Source organism: Streptomyces sp. NPDC056503 (assembly GCF_042794995.1).
Lineage (GTDB): Bacteria > Actinomycetota > Actinomycetes > Streptomycetales > Streptomycetaceae > Streptomyces.
The window spans coordinates 1-16,922 of the sequence record NZ_JBHTST010000166.1; the positions used below are offsets into that span (position 1 = coordinate 1).

The following is a 16,922-nucleotide window of genomic DNA, read 5'->3' on the forward strand; positions in this document are numbered from 1 at the left end:
GGGCGGCCCTCACGCGTGTCAGGACGGGACGCCGGCGAAGGCGGTCGCGACGCGCGCCGCCGTGGTGCCGAGCCCCTGCGGCACGGTCCAGTCCGCCTCCGGCGCCGTGCCGCCGGAGCGGTCGCGGAGCAGCGGGGTCCCGGCGCCCGACCGCACGTCACCGGCGCCGTACCGCCGTACGCTCCGGTGCCAGTGCAGCACCCCGGCCAGCCACTCCTCCAGCTCCCGCAGCCGCGCCTCGAAGGCGGCCCTGCCCTCCTCGTCCAGCTCGAAGTGGGCGTACATCAGCGGTACCTCACGCCGCTTCAGGTGCTCGTACTGGCGCAGGCGGCCGCGCATCAGCTCGTGCACCATGCCGGCGGCGGTGTCCCGGTCGACGTCGAAGAACTTCTCCAGGACGAGGACGGAGTTGTGCAGCTCGCCCTCCACCTCGACCTCCTTCTGGTACGAGAAGAGGTCGTTGACCAGCGCCCCGTAGTCCGCCACCGCGCTCTCCAGGCTGCGGACCGTGCCCGAGCGGTGCAGCGCTTCCGGCAGCACGTCGCCCTTGCGCAACCGGCCCATCAGCATGGTGAGTTCGGAACCGAAGGTGCTGCGGCGCATCTCCACGTAGTCGACCGGGTCGGGCACGCGGTGCTGCGCCTGGTTGTGCAGCTCCCACATCCAGCTCTCCAGCATGAGGTCCAGTGAGGTCCACAGCTCGGACCGCGCCTCGGGGCCCATCGGTCCGGCGGTCCGCGCCCACACGTCGGCGAGCCCCCGCTCCAGCGGGTTCCCCGCGAACTCCCGGGCCGAGGCGGGGTCGTCCACCGGCAGGCACGCCTTCAGCCGGGCGGTCTGCGCCCGCGCCCCCGCCAGGTCGCGGGAGCGTCCGAAGACCAGCGGGTAGTAGTCGTCGGCGTAGGTGCCCCAGGTCAGCCAGAGGGCGCTGAGCTCCAGCTCCTCCAGGGTGGCGTCGGGGTCGATGCCGGCCGAGCAGAGGGCGAGGTCGAAGCCCTCCATCAGCGGCCGGTCCCAGATGTCGTCGAGCAGCCCCACCGCCTCGGCCCAGTCCTCGGAGCGCCGCTTCGCCTCCTGGTGGTGCGGGCTGAGCGCGAGGGGGTACGGCAGGTCGAAGTCGGGCAGGGGGAGGGGGCCGACGGCCTGGTGAGGCGTGTGGGTGAGGCTGCGCAGCCGGCCCTCGGCGGGCCGCCCGCCGAGCAGGGTGCGGATGTCGAGGATCCCGGTGCCGAGGGCGGGGGCGCCGGCGGCCGACGCGTCGACGGTGCCGTCGGCCATGCCCTCGTTCATGTACCGGCTGGAGCGCATGTGCCACTCGTGGCCGCCGGACTGCCAGTCCTGGAGGCCCTTGGTGTACGCGCCGATCGCCGCGCACTCCAGCGGTGTGAGGCCCTCCCGCACGGCCAGCGCGGGCACTTCGGTGAGCGCGGTGTTCTCGAACTGCTGGACCCGTGAGGTCAGCAGGTCGTTGACGGCCTCCGCGGCCTCCTGGGTGGAGCAGCCGAGGAAGTGCTCCAGGACGAGCACGCCGTTGCTGTTCTCGCCCTCGTCCTCGACCTCGCGCTGGTACGAGAAGAGGTCGTTGCGCAGGTGGACGGCGTCCGAGAAGGCGTCCCGGAGGACGCGCAGCGGACGGGAGCGGGCGACCCGGTCGGGGACCTCGGCCCCGGCGGCGTACTCCACCAGCCCGGCGGACCAGGGGGCTCCGCCGACCTTGCGCCGCATCTCGACGTACTCGAGCGGGTTGGCGATCCGGCCCTCGTTGATGTTGTCGAGCTCCCACAGGGACTCGTAGAGGAGGGCCTCGGTGGCCTCGGCGAAGCGCAGCCGCCAGCCGTCGGACATGGCGGGGACGGTGCGCCGCCACAGGTCGGCGAGGCCGGCCTCGACGGGGTTGGTGGGCTCGGGCATGCCGGTGGCGGGGTCGGCCGGCATGAAGTGCGGCAGCCGGTCGAGGTACTCCTTGCCGGCCGCCCGGTCCTGGGCGCGCTTGAAGACCTCCAGGAAGTGGTCGTCGAAGAAGAAGACCCACGTGTACCAGTCGGTGACGAGGTTCAGCGTGTCCTCGTCGCAGTCCGGGTGGGTGTAGGCGCAGAGCAGCGCGTAGTCGTGCGCGTCGAGGTCGGCCGTCTCCCAGACCCCCGAGCCCTCCAGCATCCCCATCGCGCGGGCCCAGTCCCGGGTGTGCGTCCGGGCGGCCTCCACATGGGTATTGAGGCGCGCCGGATACGGGACATAGAAATCCGGCATGACGAAGGGCTGAGGCATGTGCGGACGGGCCTTTCCGGGGGAGGGGTGCTGTTCCGGCCCAGCCTTACCCCTGCCCCGGTCGCCGAACCCGGGGTCGGGAATAGTCGTATGAGCACAGGAAAGGGTGGTGTCGGAGGGGAGCCCCGACACCACCCCACGCTTTTCGGCCAAACCCGCTCAGCCCTGGGAAACCCGCACGTCAGCGGCGTTCACGAAGGCGATGCGATGGCCGAACTGGATCTGGTAGTACCCCTGCTCTCCGCGCACGACCCGGTGGTTGCTGCTGTCGAACACCGGTGCGTAGTAGTACTCCCCGGGCGTCTTGCCGCCCACCACGTACCGCTGTCCCGCGAGCAGCCGGTAGGGCAGCGGCGACACCGCCTGCACCGGGACCCCCGCCGGATACGCCGACGCCTCCGGATAGGCCCGCCCGTACACCGGGATCTCCGCCAGCCCCTCCCTGGGCGTCAGCACCCGCCCGCGCGCGTTCACCGCCGTCGGCGCCGCCTCCGGGTCGTGGAACCACGCCTTCTGCCCCAGGTACCAGATCGCCGTCCAGTCGGCCCGGCGCTCCGCCACCGCGTAGCTCTGCCCCGTCGTCGCCCGCGCCCCGGTGTCGTTGACCCCGGTCGTCGAGTCCTGCCCGCCGGGCCGCAGTCCGATGTCCTTCACCAGGGGCGCGTCGGCGCTCGGCGCGGTGTGCAGGCGCACGGCGCCGCTGCCGTGCGGCGCGCACGCCTCCCCGGCGGCCGCGCACCCCGTGTACACGGGCCGGTTCTCGCCGTACTCCGGCCGGATCGTCACCACACCGGCCCGGGGGCCCGCGCTCGGCGTCAGCGGCCGCCCGAGCAGCCGGAAGTAGTGCGCCCAGTCCCAGTAGGGCCCCGGGTCGGTGTGCATGCCGCGGATCGACGACGTCACCGTGCCCGGGACGTTGTCGTGCCCGATGACGTGCTGCCGGTCCAGCGGGATGTCGTACCGCTTCGCCAGGTACCGCACGAGCCGCGCGGAGGACCGGTACATCGCCTCCGTGTACCAGGAGTCCGGCGCCGTCAGGAAGCCCTCGTGCTCCAGGCCCACCGACTTGGCGTTCACGTACCAGTTCCCCGCGTGCCAGCCGACGTCCTTCAGCGGCAGGTGCTGGGCGACGTGGCCGTCCGAGGAGCGGAGCGAGTACTGCCAGGAGACGTACGTCGGGTCCTGCACCAGCTTCAGGGTGACGTCCCAGGTCGCCTCGGTGTCGTGGACCACGATGTAGTCGATCGACTGCGAGACCGGACGGTCCGCCTTGTCGTGGTTGCCGTAGTCGCCGTCGCCGAACTCCTCGTACGGCGCCGGGATCCACTCGCACGCCACCGTCGTCGGGCACTCCACCGGGCCCCGCTCCGGCGCGCGCAGCCCGAGCGCGGCCACCTGGCCGGTCTCCGGGGCCACCGACGGAGCCGCGGGCAGCGCGACCCGCTGCCCGCTGTCCGTGACCCGCGCCTCGCCGGTCCTGATCACGTCGAAGACGTCGTTCGCGTACGCCGCCGCCGTGGCCGTGTCGTCGGCGCCCGAGTACCGCGCCACCGCCCCGTACCAGTCGGCCGGGTCCGCGCTCGGCGCGATACCGGCCTCCCGCTGGGCCGCGGCGAGCAGGGCCGCGCCGCCCTCGATGTTCGCCGCCGTCGAGGTCCGCAGCTCCTCCGCCGGGATCCCGGAGAGCGCCGAGGCCCGCTCCAGGGTCCGCAGCCGCGCGGGCAGCTCCTCCGGCCTGGGCGGGGCGGTCTCCGCCACGGTGCGGGCGGGCCGGGCGGCGTCCCCTCGCGCGTCCTCGCCGTCCGCCGAGTGGTGCGGAAGGGAACGGGCCAGCGCCGTCGCCGTGTCGGTGAGGTGCATCGGCCCGTAGCCACCGGTCACGCTGGGCGCGCCGGCGTGCCCGTCCCAGCGCGACTGGAGGTACGAGACGGCGAGCAGCACGCTGACGGGCACGCCGTGGCGTTCGGCCGCCGCCGCGAACCGGCTCTGGAGCGAGTCCGCCTCGGGCGCGTCGGCACCGGCCGGTGGCGCGCCCGAGAGCAGTGGGAGGAGCAGGGCGGCGGACGCGGCGAGCGAGAGCACACGGCCTCGGGACGCGGAACGGAGCAAGGCAGCCTCCAGGGGCGGGGGGTGACACGGGGGCGTGCGGGAACCGAACCCGTACAGGGGTAGCGGCTCCCGGACCATCCGTCAATCACCCCTCGCCGCAGGTGACTTCCCACGTCAGCGCGGCCGTGTGGGCCGATCGGGGCGACTTTCGCGATGACGGCCCGCCCACCGGCGGCGCGTCGGTGGTCTCGACCAATGAGCGTGCGTCGGCCGTGTCCCCGGACATGGCGAAGCGCCGCACTCCCGGTGTGTCGGCACCGGGTGCGCGGCGCGGCCCCCGCCTCGCGGCAGGGACGCTCAGCGCGTCCCGACCGCCGCGCGCACGGCCCGCCGTGCCATGGCGCAGTCGTCGTGCAGCCGCCTCAGCAGCAGCCGCTGTTCCTCCCCGGGGGCCAGCGCCCCCGAGCTCATCGGCACCGAACCCGCCGGCGGGGCCTCCTTGATGGTCCGCTGCACGGCCGTCTCGTACGTGCGGATCTCCCGCGTCAGCACCAGCATCAGGTTCACCAGGAAGGCGTCCCGGGCCGCCGGGCCCTGCTGCTGGGCCATCTGGCTGATCTGCCGCCGGGCCAGCGGCGCGTCGCCGAGCACCGTCCACAACGTCGCCAGGTCGTAGCCGGGGAGGTACCAGCCCGCGTGCTCCCAGTCCACGAGGACCGGGCCGGCGGGGGAGAGGAGGATGTTGGAGAGCAGGGCGTCACCGTGGCAGAACTGACCCATGCCCTGCCGGCCGCCCGCGTGGGCCAGGCCGTGCAGCAGCTTCTGCAGGTCGTCACGGTCACGGTCGGTGAAGAGACCCAGCTCGTGGTAGCGGGCGATCCGCGTCCCGTAGTCCAGCGGCGCGTCGAAGGTCCCGGCCGGCGGACGCCAGGCGTTCAGCCGGGCGATCGCCCCGAGCGCCGCCCGCACGTCGGCCCTCGGCGGGGCCTCCACGGGGTGGCGCGACAGGGCCGCGGCCCGTCCCGGCATCCGCTCGATCACCAGGACGCAGTTCTCCGGGTCCGCCGCGATCAGCCGCGGCGCGCGCACCGGCGGACGGTGGCGTACGAAAGAACGGTAGGAAGCTATTTCGTGCCGGAACCGCTCGACCCACGCGGGGGAGTGGTCCAGTAAACACTTCGCCACCGCCGTCATGCGTCCGGTCGTCCCGACGATCAGGACGGACCGGCCGCTGCGGCGCAGCACCTGCACCGGATTGAACTCCGGGCAGATCCGCTGCACCGAGGCGATGGCGACCTTCAGCTGCGCCCCCTGCGGACCGGAGAGGTCGATCCTGCCACTGACCTGGGCACCGGGTCCGGTGCCGGTCCCGGCCGCCCAGGACCGCGGACGCACGGCCCGCTGCGCGGGGGCGAGGTACGGTCCGGCACCGGCCGGCACCAGGCGGGTCTGCGGCCGGGGCGGGGCGGACACGGAGGACGATGCTGTGTACATGGAGGTGACAGATCCCTTCGTGTGCCGACGAATCGCGTGCGTCGCCCCCGCCCGCCCCCGGTCCGCACCCTGGGGAAAATGAGGGCCGGTCGACGGGGCGGGGTGGCGCATACCTACCTGACACCCGCGCGCGGGTGGCGGAACATCGAGCGCACCCTGGCGAACCCTGGCGAATAGTCGCCAGCCCTATGACAGCGGGCTACTGTCAACTCAGCCGAGAACCTGGGGGCTTAGACGTGACAGGACAGACCAACACCCGCCTGGCGGACCTCTTCGGCCTCGCCGGCTGGTCCAAGGGCGAACTCGCGAGACTGGTCAACCGACAGGCGGCGGCCATGGGCCATCCCCAACTGTCGACCGACACCTCGCGGGTGCGACGCTGGATCGACAGGGGAGAGACCCCGCGCGATCCCGTACCCCGGGTGCTGGCCGCCCTGTTCACCGAGCGACTCGGTCGTGTCGTGACCATCGAGGACCTCGGGTTCGTACGACGCGGGCGTGCCGGAACGCGGCAGGCCGTCAGGAACAACGACGAGAACCCTGACGGAATGCCCTGGGCTCCCGACCGTACGGCTGCGGTCCTCACCGAATTCACGGGAATGGACCTCATGCTCAACCGACGCGGCCTGATGGGCGCGGGTATCGCGCTCACCGCCGGATCCGCACTCAACAGCTCCCTGAACGACTGGCTCAGGACCGAGCCCTCCCGCCCCGCCGCGGCGCCCCGCGCCACCGATCCGTACCACGCCGACCCCGCCGGCTTCGACCGCTACGAGGCCGCCCCCATCGGCTCCGAGGAGATCGAGGCGCTGGAGCAGTCGGTCAAGATCTTCCGGGCCTGGGACGCCTCCAGGGGCGGCGGCCTCCAGCGCAAGGCGGTGGTCGGCCAGCTCAACGAGGTCGGCGGCATGCTCGCCTACCGCCACGCCGACCACCTCCAGCGCCGGCTCTGGGACGTCGCCGCCAACCTCGCCGTCCTGGCGGGCTGGATGTCCCACGACGTGGGCCTCGAACCCACCGCCCAGCGGTACTTCCTCATCGCCGCCCACGCGGCCCGCGAGAGCGGCGACCGGCCCCGCGCCGGCGAGGCGCTCTCCCGCGCCGCCCGCCAGATGGTCCACCTGGGCCGCCCCGACGACGCCCTCGACCTGATGGAGCTCGCCAAGTCCGGTGCGGGAGAACGGCTTTTGCCGCGCACCCAGGCGATGTTCCACACCATCGAGGCGTGGGCGCAGGCGTCGATGGGCCGGGGGCAGGCGATGCGCCGCACCCTGGGCGAGGCCGAGGACCTCTTCGTCTCCGACAAGCACGACGAGACGCCGAGCTGGATGCAGAGCTTCGACGAGGCCGACATGCACGGCATGCAGGCCCTCGCCTACCGCACCCTCGCCGACCACGACCCGTCGGCGGCGGCCACCGCCCAGCACCACGCCAGGCTCGCCCTGGACCTGCGGAGCGACGGACACGACCGCTCCAAGCTCTTCGACCACATCTCGATGGCCTCGGCCTGCTTCATCGCCGACGACCCCGAGCAGGCCGACCGCTACGCCCGGCTCGCCCTCATCTCCATGGGCGAGACCTCCTCGCACCGCACCTGGCACCGGCTGCGCGAGATGTACCGGCTGACCGGCCAGTACTCGGGCTACTCGAAGATCGAGGACCTGCGGGCCGAGCTGGAGGTCGAGCTGCCGCGCTCGCCGGAGACCCCGAGGACGGGCCTCGTCTGAGGACGGGGCACGGCCCCGGGCAGCGGTACGCGTACGGACATGAGGGCACACCGGATCGGGCTCCGGCCTGCCCTGCGTACGACACTCCGCGCGGTGGGGTCAGCGCCACCGGACCGCCCCGGGAACCGGCACGGTCCGCCCGCCGGCCTCAGGGGCCGACGCGGACGACCATCAGGCAGGCGTCGTCCTCACGGGCGTCCTCGCCGAACTCCTCCAGGACCGACCGCAGGCACTCCTGCGCGTCCCGCGCCTGGGCGAACCGGGGGGCGAGGGTCAGCAGCCGGGCGAGTCCGGCCTCGTCGCCGAAGGCGCCCGCGGTCCGGGTCAGCCCGTCGGTGTGGAGCACGAGCACGTCGCCCGGGTGGAGCCGGGTCTCGGTCTCCTCGTACGCGACCCTCGGCGTCGCCCCGAGGAGGACGCCCTCCGGGCGGCTCAGCGGACGGCCCGTCCCGCCGCGGAACAGCAGCGGGGCGGGGTGTCCGGCCTGCGCCCAGGCCAGGGTCTGCGCCACCGGGTCGTATCGGCAGCACATGGCGCTGCCGAGGGCCGGCTGACCGGAGCTCTCCAGGAGCTGGTTGAGGTGGCCCATGAGGGCGCCGGGCCGGATGCCGGCCACGGCCATGCCGCGCAGCGCGCCCAGCAGCATCGCCATCGAGGACGTCGCCGCCACGCCGTGGCCGGTGAGGTCGCCGACGGTGAGCAGGGCGTCGCCCGAGGGCAGCGTGAGGGCGTCGTACCAGTCGCCGCCGATGAGGTCGGTGGAGGCGGCCGGGAGGTAGTGCCCGGCGACGTCGAGCGGGGCGGGGCCGTCGTGGGCGAAACGGAGCGAGCCGCGCCAGGGCGGGAGGACCGCCTCCTGGAGCTCGACCGCGACCCGCCGCTCGGTGCGCTCGACCCGGCGGCTGTGCTCCAGGCTGTCCCGGCTCTCCCGGACGGCGCGCTCGCTGCGCCGCAGCTCGCTGACGTCCCTGAGGACGGCCCACATGGAGGCCGTGCAGCCGTCGGCGTCCAGCACCGGCTCGCCGGTCATGTGCACGGTGCGGACGGCGGCGTCGGTGCGGACGATCCGGAACTCGCCGTCGATCGGCTTGCCGTCGATCAGGCAGTCCGTCACCATCGCCTGGAGCCGCGGCTGGTCCTCGGCGAGCACCATCGTCGGCAGCTCGTCGAGCGACATGGGGCCGCGCTCGCGGGAGCGTCCGAAGATCTGGAACAGCTCTTCGGACCAGCTCACCTCGTCGGTCAGCAGGTTCCACTCGGCGCTGCCGACCCGGGTGAGGAGCGAACCGGTGGGGGCGGGCGCCTCGCCGTACGCGGCGCCGGCATCACTCGTGAACGAGTCGTCGAAGACGAGGTCGTCTTCCTCGGGGGCGAGGTCCGCCGGGTCGGCGTCCTCCGGGGTGACCGCCGGGGCGCCGTCGCGAAGCTGCCCGAACTGGGCTCCCAGATCGTCGAGTTGATGCATCGCCAGATCGCAGAGCGCGCGCTGCCAGCGCTGCTGGGGATCGTCGTCGTGGGCGGCGGTGTCCCGGCGGACGGCGTCGACCTCACCGCGCAGGCGTCTCGTCTGCGAGATCAGCGCGTCCACCGCACCCGGCTCGGGAGGCTGCGCGGGACGGTCCGCGAAGAGTGGGGACGGCATGTCGTACTCCGATACAGGCGCGGCGCGGCCCGCATGGAAACAGGGCCTGGGACGACTGTGGCACAGGGTCCCAGTGGCCGTAAGGGGTTTGGCAACACTCGATCCGGTGGTGCTTCTGACATATGCCAAAGGCCCGGCCGTTATCGGCCACGACACCACGGGTTACGGTGCACGTGTGGTGAGCGACGAAGCGAGCGGTACGGCGGGCGCGGTGGGTACGGACACGGGGGAGGCGGCGGTGGCTTCGGGCACGGCGGTGCTGCTCGCGGCGGCCCCGGCGGGGCGCGGCCGCGCGATGGACGCGGCGTCCGTGCTGCCCGCGCTCGCGGCGGTGCCGCCCGGCGTCCTCACCGGCACGGCGACCGCGACGCTCGTCGAACTCGCCGACCCCATCGACCCGCAGACCGTCCTCACCCGGCTGCGCGCCGCCGCGCGGGGCCCCGGCCCGCTCGTCGTCTACCTCGCGGGCCAGCTCCACCTGGACCGCCGACAGCAGCTGCCCCACCTCGCGCTCGCCCGCAGCACCACGGCGGCCCTCCGCTACACGGCGCTCCCGTGGCACTGGCTCGCCGAGGCGGCGGCGGCAGGCCCGACGACCGTCGTGGCGGACCTGGTCGCGGACCCGGAGGCCTGGGCCCGTCTGACCGCCGGCCCCGAGCTCCTCCGCCTGAACCCGACCCCCGCCCTCTACGCCCGCGTCACCGCGCCCCCGCGCCGCGGCGAGCTGCTCACCCCCGACTACCTCCGCGCCTGGGCCGACCAGTGGCGCACCGGCACCCGTGCCCCCTTCCCCGTCCTGCACGAGGAAGCCGCCACCCGGACCCGGTCGCCGCGATCCCTGTTCCTGGCGATGGACGGCCGATCGGTGCCGGTGCCGGTGCCGGTGCCGGTGCCGGCGGGGGTGGGGGCGGCGGTGTCGGCTGAGGGTCCGTCACCAGCGCCCGTTCCGGAGCCGGTTCCGCGTCGGGACCCGGAGCGGGCACGGCCCACCCCGGTCCCGGTCCACGTGCCGGCGCCCGCGCCGGTTCCGACGCCGGTTCCGCCCCAGGTGCCGTCTGGCGACCCGGTCCCGGTCCCGGTCCCGGCCAAGCCCCCTGCGCCGCAGCCGCCCACGCCTCCAGCTCCGGCCTCGGCTCCGGCTCCGGCTCCCGGTGTGGCCCCGGCTCCGGCTCCCGGTGTGGCCCCGGCTCCGGCTCCGGCCTCGGTCCCGGCTCCGGCTCCGGCCGTAGGCCCGGACCTGCCGCTCGCGGGTGGGGGCGGGCAGGTCGCCGTCGCCACCGTGCCGTCTCTTCCGGAGGGGTTCGTGCCCGCCTCGGCGGGGGGCGGTCCGGGGCGTCCGGTCGCAGCCGAGCCCGGGGAGGACGGAGTGGCGGGCGGCACGGTGAAGTTGGTGCCGGGCAAGGGGCGGGCGGCGGTCCCGCCCGTACCGCCGCGTCCTCCCGTCGCGCCGGTCGTTCCGGCGCCCGCGCCGGTTCGGGAGCCCGGTGACCGGTCCCGTACCGCGGCGGCCGGGGACGCGGCGGGCGCGGTGCCGGGGGCCGTCGATCCTCGGCGGGCTGGTTACGGTGCGGCCGCGCCGGTCGCGCCGGCCCCGCACGATCCGCATCCGGCGATCCTGTCGGCCGCGATGGCGGGACGGCACGCCGAGGCGGCGGAGATGGCGGCCGCGTGGGAGCGGGACGCGCTGCGGCGGTTCGGGCCCCGGTCGGGGGAGGCGGTGCACTGGATGGAGGTGCGGGCGGACCTCGCGCGGCTGGCGGGGGAGCCGGCCCGCAGCTGCGAGCTGTGGCTCGCGGTCGCGGAGGCGCGGCTCGGGCTGCGCCAGCAGCCGGACGACCGGGACGTCGAAGGGGCGGTGGACCGGGCGCACCACCAGTGGGAGCAGATCACCGATCCGGCCCGCGCCCGCGCCCTCGGCCCCACGCTCGTGGCCCTGCGCCGCCGCGTCCCGGGCCGGCGCCCCGGCGCCCTGGAGGCCCTGCGCCGCCGGATGCACACCCGTTGACCCGGCGCGGGCGGCCGGTCAGGAGGCGCCGTGGTACTCCGCCACCGCGTCGAACGCCGCCTTCGGCTCCCACGGCAGGTCCGGGTAGCGGGTGCCCTTGCGGTCCTCGTAGACCTTGACCAGTCCGTAGCTCGCCAGGTCCAGGTCCCGGCGGGGGTCGCCGTCGGGGCGGTGGACGTGGTCGTGGAGCGCGAAGGTGAAGACGAAGGTCGTGTCGACGCCTGACGCGTCGAAGACGGCGAGGAGTTCGCGGACGTACGCGGCCTGGCCCTCCTCGTCCCGCTCGTACGCCCCCGTGAGCCGGACCGGGCCGGAGGCGTCGTACACGACGACCTCCAGGCCGAGCGCGCCCCGGTCGCCCGCGTCCCGGTAGCAGGCCGCGCCGAACTCGGTCACCGCCACCGGCTTGCCGTGGGCGGCCGCGACCATGCCCCGTACCCCCGCGGCGAAGCCGTCGGCGGTTTCGGCCGAGCGGTAGACGTCCACCGAGACCAGGTCGAACGGGGTCCAGTCGACGGCTTCGAGGGGGACGGAGGCGTAGGTGACCGGGCCCTCGAAGCGGGCCCGGACGACCGCCGCCGCCTCGGCGAGGAAGGCGTTCACGCGGGCCCGCGTCCCGCCGAGCACCGCCCGCAGCCGGTCCGGGCGGCGGAGCACCGCCACCCGCTCGTCGTCGACGTCCTCGTCGAGATCGTCGACGAGGTGTACCTCCCGCTGGTCCGCAGCCGGGGCGCCGGACCGGTCGGCGGCTGACGGGCCCACCGGCCTGCGATGATCTGAGGTATGACCGTCTCGCTTCCCCGACTTCCGGCCGGCGCCCTCCGCACCGAGCGGCTGGAGCTGCGGCCGGTGCGCAGCGGGGACCTGCCCGCCGTGACACGGCTCTGGACCGATCCGGAGGTGCGGCGGCACCTGGGCGGGCCGGTCATCGAGTCCGTCGTGCGGATCCGGCGCCGGCGGATCGTGGGCGCTCCGGGCTTCCACGCCGTGGTGCGGGCGGAGGACGGGGTCGTCCTCGGACTCGTCACCGTCGAGGCGGCCGGCCACGGCGGCGAGACCGAGGTCTCGTACCAGTTCCTGCCCGAGCACTGGGGGAACGGCTACGCCCGCGAGGCGGTGGCCGCCGTCGTGGCCCGGACCCTGGAGACCGCCCCGAGCGTCGTCGCCGTCACCCAGGAGGCCAACGAGCGCTCCCGCCGCCTCCTGGAGGCCGTCGGCCTGGAGCACGCCGACTCCTTCGAGGAGTGGGACGCCCGGCAGGTGCTGTACCGCCGCCGCGCCTGACCGGCCCTACGCGGGCCCGCCCTCCCCGGCCAGCCGGTCCACCGCCCGCTCCACACGCGCCGCGCGGGTCTTCGCCGTCCGCGCCTGCCAGAGGGAGAGGATCACCAGGTAGCGGTCCGTCCTGCCCAGCGCCTCGAAGGCCCTGGCCGCCTCGGGGCGGGCCGCGAGGGCGGCCGCCAGGTCGTCGGGGACCGTCGCGTCCTTCTGGGACGGGTACGCGGCCTCCCACCGTCCGTCGGCCTGCGCCGCCCGCACCTCCGCGAGGCCCGGACCGCGCATCCGGCCGTCCGCCAGCAGCTGCTCCACCTGGCGGACGTTGACCTGGGACCAGAGGCTGCGCGGCCTGCGCGGGGTGATCTTCTGGATGTACGAGCGGGCGTCGCGGGCCTTGCGCTTGCCCGTGATCCAGCCGTACGCCAGCGTCGAGTCGAGGATCTCGTCCGCCGTCGGCGAGGGCAGCCCGCCGCCCTTGCGGCCCAGCAGGAGCCAGATGCCCGCCGTGTCGCCGTGGTGCTCCGCCAGCCAGTCCTCCAGCTCGACCCCGCCGTCGAAGGCGAGGACCTCCAGCCCTTCGTCCGTACCGACCGACTCCACCCCGTCCGCCTTCCCCGCACCGGCGCGCACCGTCCCGCACCCGTACCGCGTCCCTCACCCGTCCCACCTGTCCCACCTGTCCCACAGAAGATAGCCGGGGCTCCGCGGCCACGACGGGAGTCCGCGCACCCCGTCCCCGACGGGGTGCGCGGCGCGGGATCATCGACCCGACCGCCCCGGACGCCGCCCGCGCCTCCGGGCACGTCGGCCCGAACGTCCTCGGCGGTCGGGCAGGCTGTCAGGGCACCCACGCCAAGGAGTTGTGAAACCCGATGTCCTTCCTGGTGATCGGCGAGTGCGTCGCCGACATCGTCCGCGACCCCGGGGCCGCCGACGTCGTCCATCCCGGCGGCAGCCCCGCCAACGTCGCCTACGGGCTCGCCCGGCTCGGCCGCTCCACCACCCTGCTCACCCAGCTCGCCGACGACCCCTCGGGACGGCTCATCGCCGCGCACCTCACCGGCGCCGGGGTGCGGCTGGCCCTCGGCGGAACCCCGGCCCGCACCCCGTCGGCCGTCGTCTCCCTCGACGGGCGCGGCCGGGCGACGTACGCCTTCGACATCGCCTGGACGCTGACCGCCGGGGAGCCGCCCGCGACCCCGGAACCGGTCTGGCACGTCCACCTGGGCTCGATCGCGGCCGTCACCGAGCCCGGCGCCGCCGCCGTGCTCGCCCTGACCGGGCGGCTCCGGCCCACCGCCACCGTCAGCTACGACCCGAACGTGCGGCCCGCGCTGATGGGGGAACACGGGGCGGCCGTGGCCCGGGTCGAGCGGTGCGTCGCCCTCGCCGACCTGGTGAAGGCGAGCGACGAGGACCTGGCCTGGCTCTACCCGGGCGAACCGCCGGAGGAGGCGGCCGCGCGCTGGCTGGCGCTCGGGCCCGCCGCCGTCGTCGTCACCCGGGGCGGGGACGGGGCGCTGGCGGTGACCCGGGAGCACGCGGTGGCCGTCGCGGCGCCGGCCGTCGCCGTCGTCGACACCGTCGGCGCGGGCGACTCCTTCATGTCGGCCGTCCTCGACGCCCTCGCGGGCCGCGACCGGGCCGCGCTCGCCGCGCTCGGCGAGGGCGAACTCGCCGGGCTGCTGGCCCGGGCGGCGGCCGCGGCCGCGGTCACCGTCTCCCGGTCCGGCGCCCGGCCGCCGGACCGGGCGGAGCTGGCCGCGGCCCTCGCCACCGGGTGACGGGGCGGGGGCAGGAGCGAGGGCGGGAGCGAGGGAAGGGAGGCGGCGGGGGGCGGTCAGGTGCGGGCGTGGCTCGTGATGTCCGCCGCGAACCGCTCGACCAGCTCCGGCGTCACCGTGGGGCGGGCGGCGGCGATCGCCGCCAGGTAGTCCGCCGTGCACGCGCCCGGTGCCGGGGCGTCCCCGCCCCGCCCGCCGACACCGACGAGGTCCCGCTCGAAGGACGCCTGCGCCGCCACCCGGGCCGCGTGCTCGATGTCCGCCGGGGTGAACAGGTCGCTGGCGAGGACCAGTTCGTCGATGTCCACCTCCGGCCGGCCGGCCGTGTAACGGGACCAGATCGCCGCCCGGGCCGCCTTGTCCGGCGTGCCGATCGGGATCAGGTAGTCGAAGCGTCCGGGCCGCAGGAAGGCGGGGTCGAGGGAGCGGACCGAGTTGGTCGCGCAGACCAGGAGCCGCTCGTCGCCCTCCCGGAACCCCGGGATCAGCTTGAGGAGTTCGTTGGTGACCCCGTGCAGCCCGCCCGGCTGCGCCGGCTCGGAGCGGACCGGGGCGATCTCCTCCACCTCGTCGATGAAGACGAGGACCCGGTCGAGCTCCGCGATCCGCGCGAAGGCGGTGCGCAGCGCCGCCGCGAGGTTGCCGCCGTCGGCGAGGCGCGACGGCAGGATCTCCACGAACGGCCAGCCCAGCCGCGAGGCCACGGCGCGGGCGAAGGTCGTCTTGCCGGTGCCCGGCGGGCCGAAGAGACAGATCGCCCGGGGCGGCCGGACCCCGTGCCGGGTGGCCCGTTCCGGCTCGGCGAGCGGCAGCACCACGCGCCGCTCGATCAGGTCCTTCTCCCGCTCCATGCCGGCCACCTTCGCCCACAGGTCGCCCGGCAGCAGCCGGCCGCCGAGGTCGTCGAGGAGCCCGGCGGCGGGCCCGTGCAGCGGCTCGGTCTTCTCGAAGTACGCGACCGCCGGCCGACGGGTGTACCCGGCGTTCAGCAGCCCCTCGCCGAGCAGTTCCTCCTCCGGCAGGACGTACGCGATCCTCCCCGCGCGGGCGGCGACCAGCTTCCGCTCCAGCTCCACCAGGAGGGCGCTGGCCAGGCCCCGGCCGCGCCAGCCGGAGGCGATCGCGACCCGCATCACCCAGGCGCGCTCCCCGGAGACGCAGGCGAGCGCGGCGCCGATGGGCACGCCCTGGTGGACGGCGACGACGGCCGGCTGCCGGGAGGTGAGCGCGCCGATGCACTCGGCGAGCGAGAAGACGGACTCCTGACCCAGCTCGGCCGTGGTGTCGATCAGGTGGACGACGGCGGCGAGATCGTTCTCGCGGTAGTCGTGGATGTGCCAGTTCACCGGTGGTACCGCCCCTCGTGTGCTCGTTGCGGCGAGGCTAGGCGGGGGCGGTGCGGCGGGGCCTGCGCCATCCTGCACAAGGCGGTACGGGGAAACGCGCCGCTTCGTCACTGGGCGGAGCGGCGCGGATGCGCAGTGCTGCGCGGGCGGGGTCGGCGGCGCGGACGCGCAAGACGCCGTCCGGGCGTCCACGCCCACCGGCGCGTCCGGGCCGCGCACGCGTACGGCGGCGTTCCCGGGGGAGCGCCGCCGTGGGGGACGGAAGGGGCTGTCTCACGTCCTGCGCTTGCTCATCAGCAGTCCGCCCGCGGTGAGGGCGAACAGGCAGACGCACGCGCCGGCGATGACGTTGCTCAGGATCATGCCGGTGTCGGGGTTCCGGGTGACGACCCACGGGGCGACGATCGTCCAGGCGCCGAGCAGCAGGACCACGAAGTTCAGGTCCTGGGAACGCTCGGGGGCCATCGACGTGCACAGGCCGAGGACCGCGAGCGCGATGCCGACGACCAGGTTGGTGATGGCCAGCTCCGGCCTGGCGGCCGCGAAGTGGACCGTGTAGGCGGAGACCGCGATCCAGACGCCCGCGAGGATGATGAGCTCCTCGACGGCCGCGACTCCTCTGGTCTGCATGATCTGCGCGTAGCGTTCGCGCATCTCCGTCGCGTCGGGGTGTCCCGAGATGTCACCGGGACGATGAGAGACGTCGGCCATGTGACTCGCCTCCTTGCTGGCGTGCTACGTGTCGGACCGCGCTCGCGGCACGGATGCCGCAGTCCCATTGTGCCCTTATATGTTCCTTATGTGAAGCGGGGACGAGAGCGGCCGACCGGCGCGGCGTACGCTGAGAGAGGACTCGGGGCACCCGCTCACCGCCGGGAGGCGGAGATGACCGGCATCACGCGAAGAAGCTTCGACTCGGCGGACGAGACCCGCCCCTTCGAGGGCGACAAGGGCAGGCTCGATCTGCTCACCACGGAGAACGGCGCTGTCGGCCGGGCCGTGTTCGAACCGGGCTGGCGGTGGTCCGAGCACGTGAAACCGCTCGCGGGGACGGACAGCTGCCAGGCCTCGCACGTCGGCTACATCGTCAGCGGCCGGATACACGTCGTCATGGACGACGGTGAGGAGGGCGACTTCGGCCCCGGCGACTTCATGCAGGTCACCCCCGGGCACGACGCCTGGGTCCTGGGCGAGGAAGCCTGCGTGGCGCTCGACTGGAACGGCTTCGGCGACTACGCCAAGTCCTCCTGACGCGAACTCCCTCCCGGCGCCGGCGGCGCGAGAACCTCCCTGGTGGTTGGGCACGGGGCGGCGGGGACGGCCGCGAAC

At 74.6% G+C, this 16,922-nt stretch carries 13 protein-coding genes; 5 read left to right on the forward strand and 8 right to left on the reverse strand.

Annotation, left to right across the window (positions count from 1 at the left end):
- Positions 1-18: 18 nt before the first annotated feature.
- The 3 genes from ACFQ8C_RS32900 to ACFQ8C_RS32910 form a co-directional block, all read right to left on the reverse strand.
- Positions 19-2,268, reverse strand: coding sequence for a germacradienol/geosmin synthase (locus ACFQ8C_RS32900; RefSeq protein ID WP_383464913.1), 2,250 nt, complete (start codon positions 2,266-2,268; stop codon positions 19-21).
- A gap of 159 nt (positions 2,269-2,427) precedes the next feature.
- The gene (locus tag ACFQ8C_RS32905) at positions 2,428-4,455 is read right to left on the reverse strand and encodes an N-acetylmuramoyl-L-alanine amidase (protein ID WP_383464916.1); all 2,028 of its coding nucleotides are present in this window, start codon (positions 4,453-4,455) and stop codon (positions 2,428-2,430) included.
- A 219-nt stretch (positions 4,456-4,674) separates the two neighbouring features.
- Positions 4,675-5,811, reverse strand: coding sequence for an aminoglycoside phosphotransferase family protein (locus ACFQ8C_RS32910; protein WP_383464919.1), 1,137 nt, complete (start codon positions 5,809-5,811; stop codon positions 4,675-4,677).
- A 236-nt stretch (positions 5,812-6,047) separates the two neighbouring features.
- Here ACFQ8C_RS32910 and ACFQ8C_RS32915 point away from each other — a divergent pair, with 236 nt between their 5' ends.
- Positions 6,048-7,538, forward strand: coding sequence for a hypothetical protein (locus ACFQ8C_RS32915; RefSeq protein WP_383464922.1), 1,491 nt, complete (start codon positions 6,048-6,050; stop codon positions 7,536-7,538).
- Between the two features lie 148 nt (positions 7,539-7,686).
- Here ACFQ8C_RS32915 and ACFQ8C_RS32920 read toward each other — a convergent pair whose 3' ends face one another.
- A complete protein-coding gene (locus tag ACFQ8C_RS32920; protein WP_383464925.1) occupies positions 7,687-9,180 on the reverse strand; it encodes a PP2C family protein-serine/threonine phosphatase in 1,494 nt (497 codons plus the stop codon).
- Between the two features lie 175 nt (positions 9,181-9,355).
- Here ACFQ8C_RS32920 and ACFQ8C_RS32925 point away from each other — a divergent pair, with 175 nt between their 5' ends.
- Positions 9,356-11,185: a hypothetical protein gene (locus ACFQ8C_RS32925; RefSeq protein WP_383464927.1), complete on the forward strand. Its 1,830-nt coding sequence runs from the start codon at positions 9,356-9,358 to the stop codon at positions 11,183-11,185.
- A gap of 18 nt (positions 11,186-11,203) precedes the next feature.
- On the opposite strand, the gene ACFQ8C_RS32930 is transcribed toward ACFQ8C_RS32925, so the two are convergent.
- Positions 11,204-11,947 (reverse strand): hypothetical protein, encoded by a 744-nt coding sequence (locus tag ACFQ8C_RS32930; protein ID WP_383464930.1) that lies wholly within the window; start codon positions 11,945-11,947, stop codon positions 11,204-11,206.
- Between the two features lie 21 nt (positions 11,948-11,968).
- Here ACFQ8C_RS32930 and ACFQ8C_RS32935 point away from each other — a divergent pair, with 21 nt between their 5' ends.
- A complete protein-coding gene (locus tag ACFQ8C_RS32935) occupies positions 11,969-12,469 on the forward strand; it encodes a GNAT family N-acetyltransferase (protein WP_383464933.1) in 501 nt (166 codons plus the stop codon).
- A gap of 6 nt (positions 12,470-12,475) precedes the next feature.
- Here the strand turns inward: ACFQ8C_RS32935 and ACFQ8C_RS32940 are convergent, their stop codons facing one another.
- Complete coding sequence (locus tag ACFQ8C_RS32940) at positions 12,476-13,093, reverse strand: YdeI family protein (RefSeq protein WP_383464936.1); 618 nt, start codon at positions 13,091-13,093, stop codon at positions 12,476-12,478.
- A 242-nt stretch (positions 13,094-13,335) separates the two neighbouring features.
- On the opposite strand from ACFQ8C_RS32940, the gene ACFQ8C_RS32945 reads away from it, so the two are divergent.
- On the forward strand, positions 13,336-14,247 hold the full coding sequence (locus ACFQ8C_RS32945) for a carbohydrate kinase (protein ID WP_383464938.1): 912 nt from the start codon (positions 13,336-13,338) through the stop codon (positions 14,245-14,247).
- Between the two features lie 56 nt (positions 14,248-14,303).
- On the opposite strand, the gene ACFQ8C_RS32950 is transcribed toward ACFQ8C_RS32945, so the two are convergent.
- Together ACFQ8C_RS32950 and ACFQ8C_RS32955 are read right to left on the reverse strand one after the other, a co-directional pair.
- Positions 14,304-15,593 carry an ATP-binding protein gene (locus tag ACFQ8C_RS32950; RefSeq protein ID WP_383464941.1) on the reverse strand — a complete coding sequence of 430 codons (1,290 nt, stop codon included), beginning with the start codon at positions 15,591-15,593 and terminating at the stop codon, positions 14,304-14,306.
- Positions 15,594-15,866: 273 nt separating this feature from the next.
- Positions 15,867-16,304, reverse strand: a complete 438-nt coding sequence (locus tag ACFQ8C_RS32955; protein WP_383464945.1) for an SPW repeat protein — start codon at positions 16,302-16,304, stop codon at positions 15,867-15,869.
- A gap of 174 nt (positions 16,305-16,478) precedes the next feature.
- Here ACFQ8C_RS32955 and ACFQ8C_RS32960 point away from each other — a divergent pair, with 174 nt between their 5' ends.
- Positions 16,479-16,844 carry a cupin domain-containing protein gene (locus tag ACFQ8C_RS32960; protein ID WP_383464948.1) on the forward strand — a complete coding sequence of 122 codons (366 nt, stop codon included), beginning with the start codon at positions 16,479-16,481 and terminating at the stop codon, positions 16,842-16,844.
- Positions 16,845-16,922: the final 78 nt, after the last annotated feature.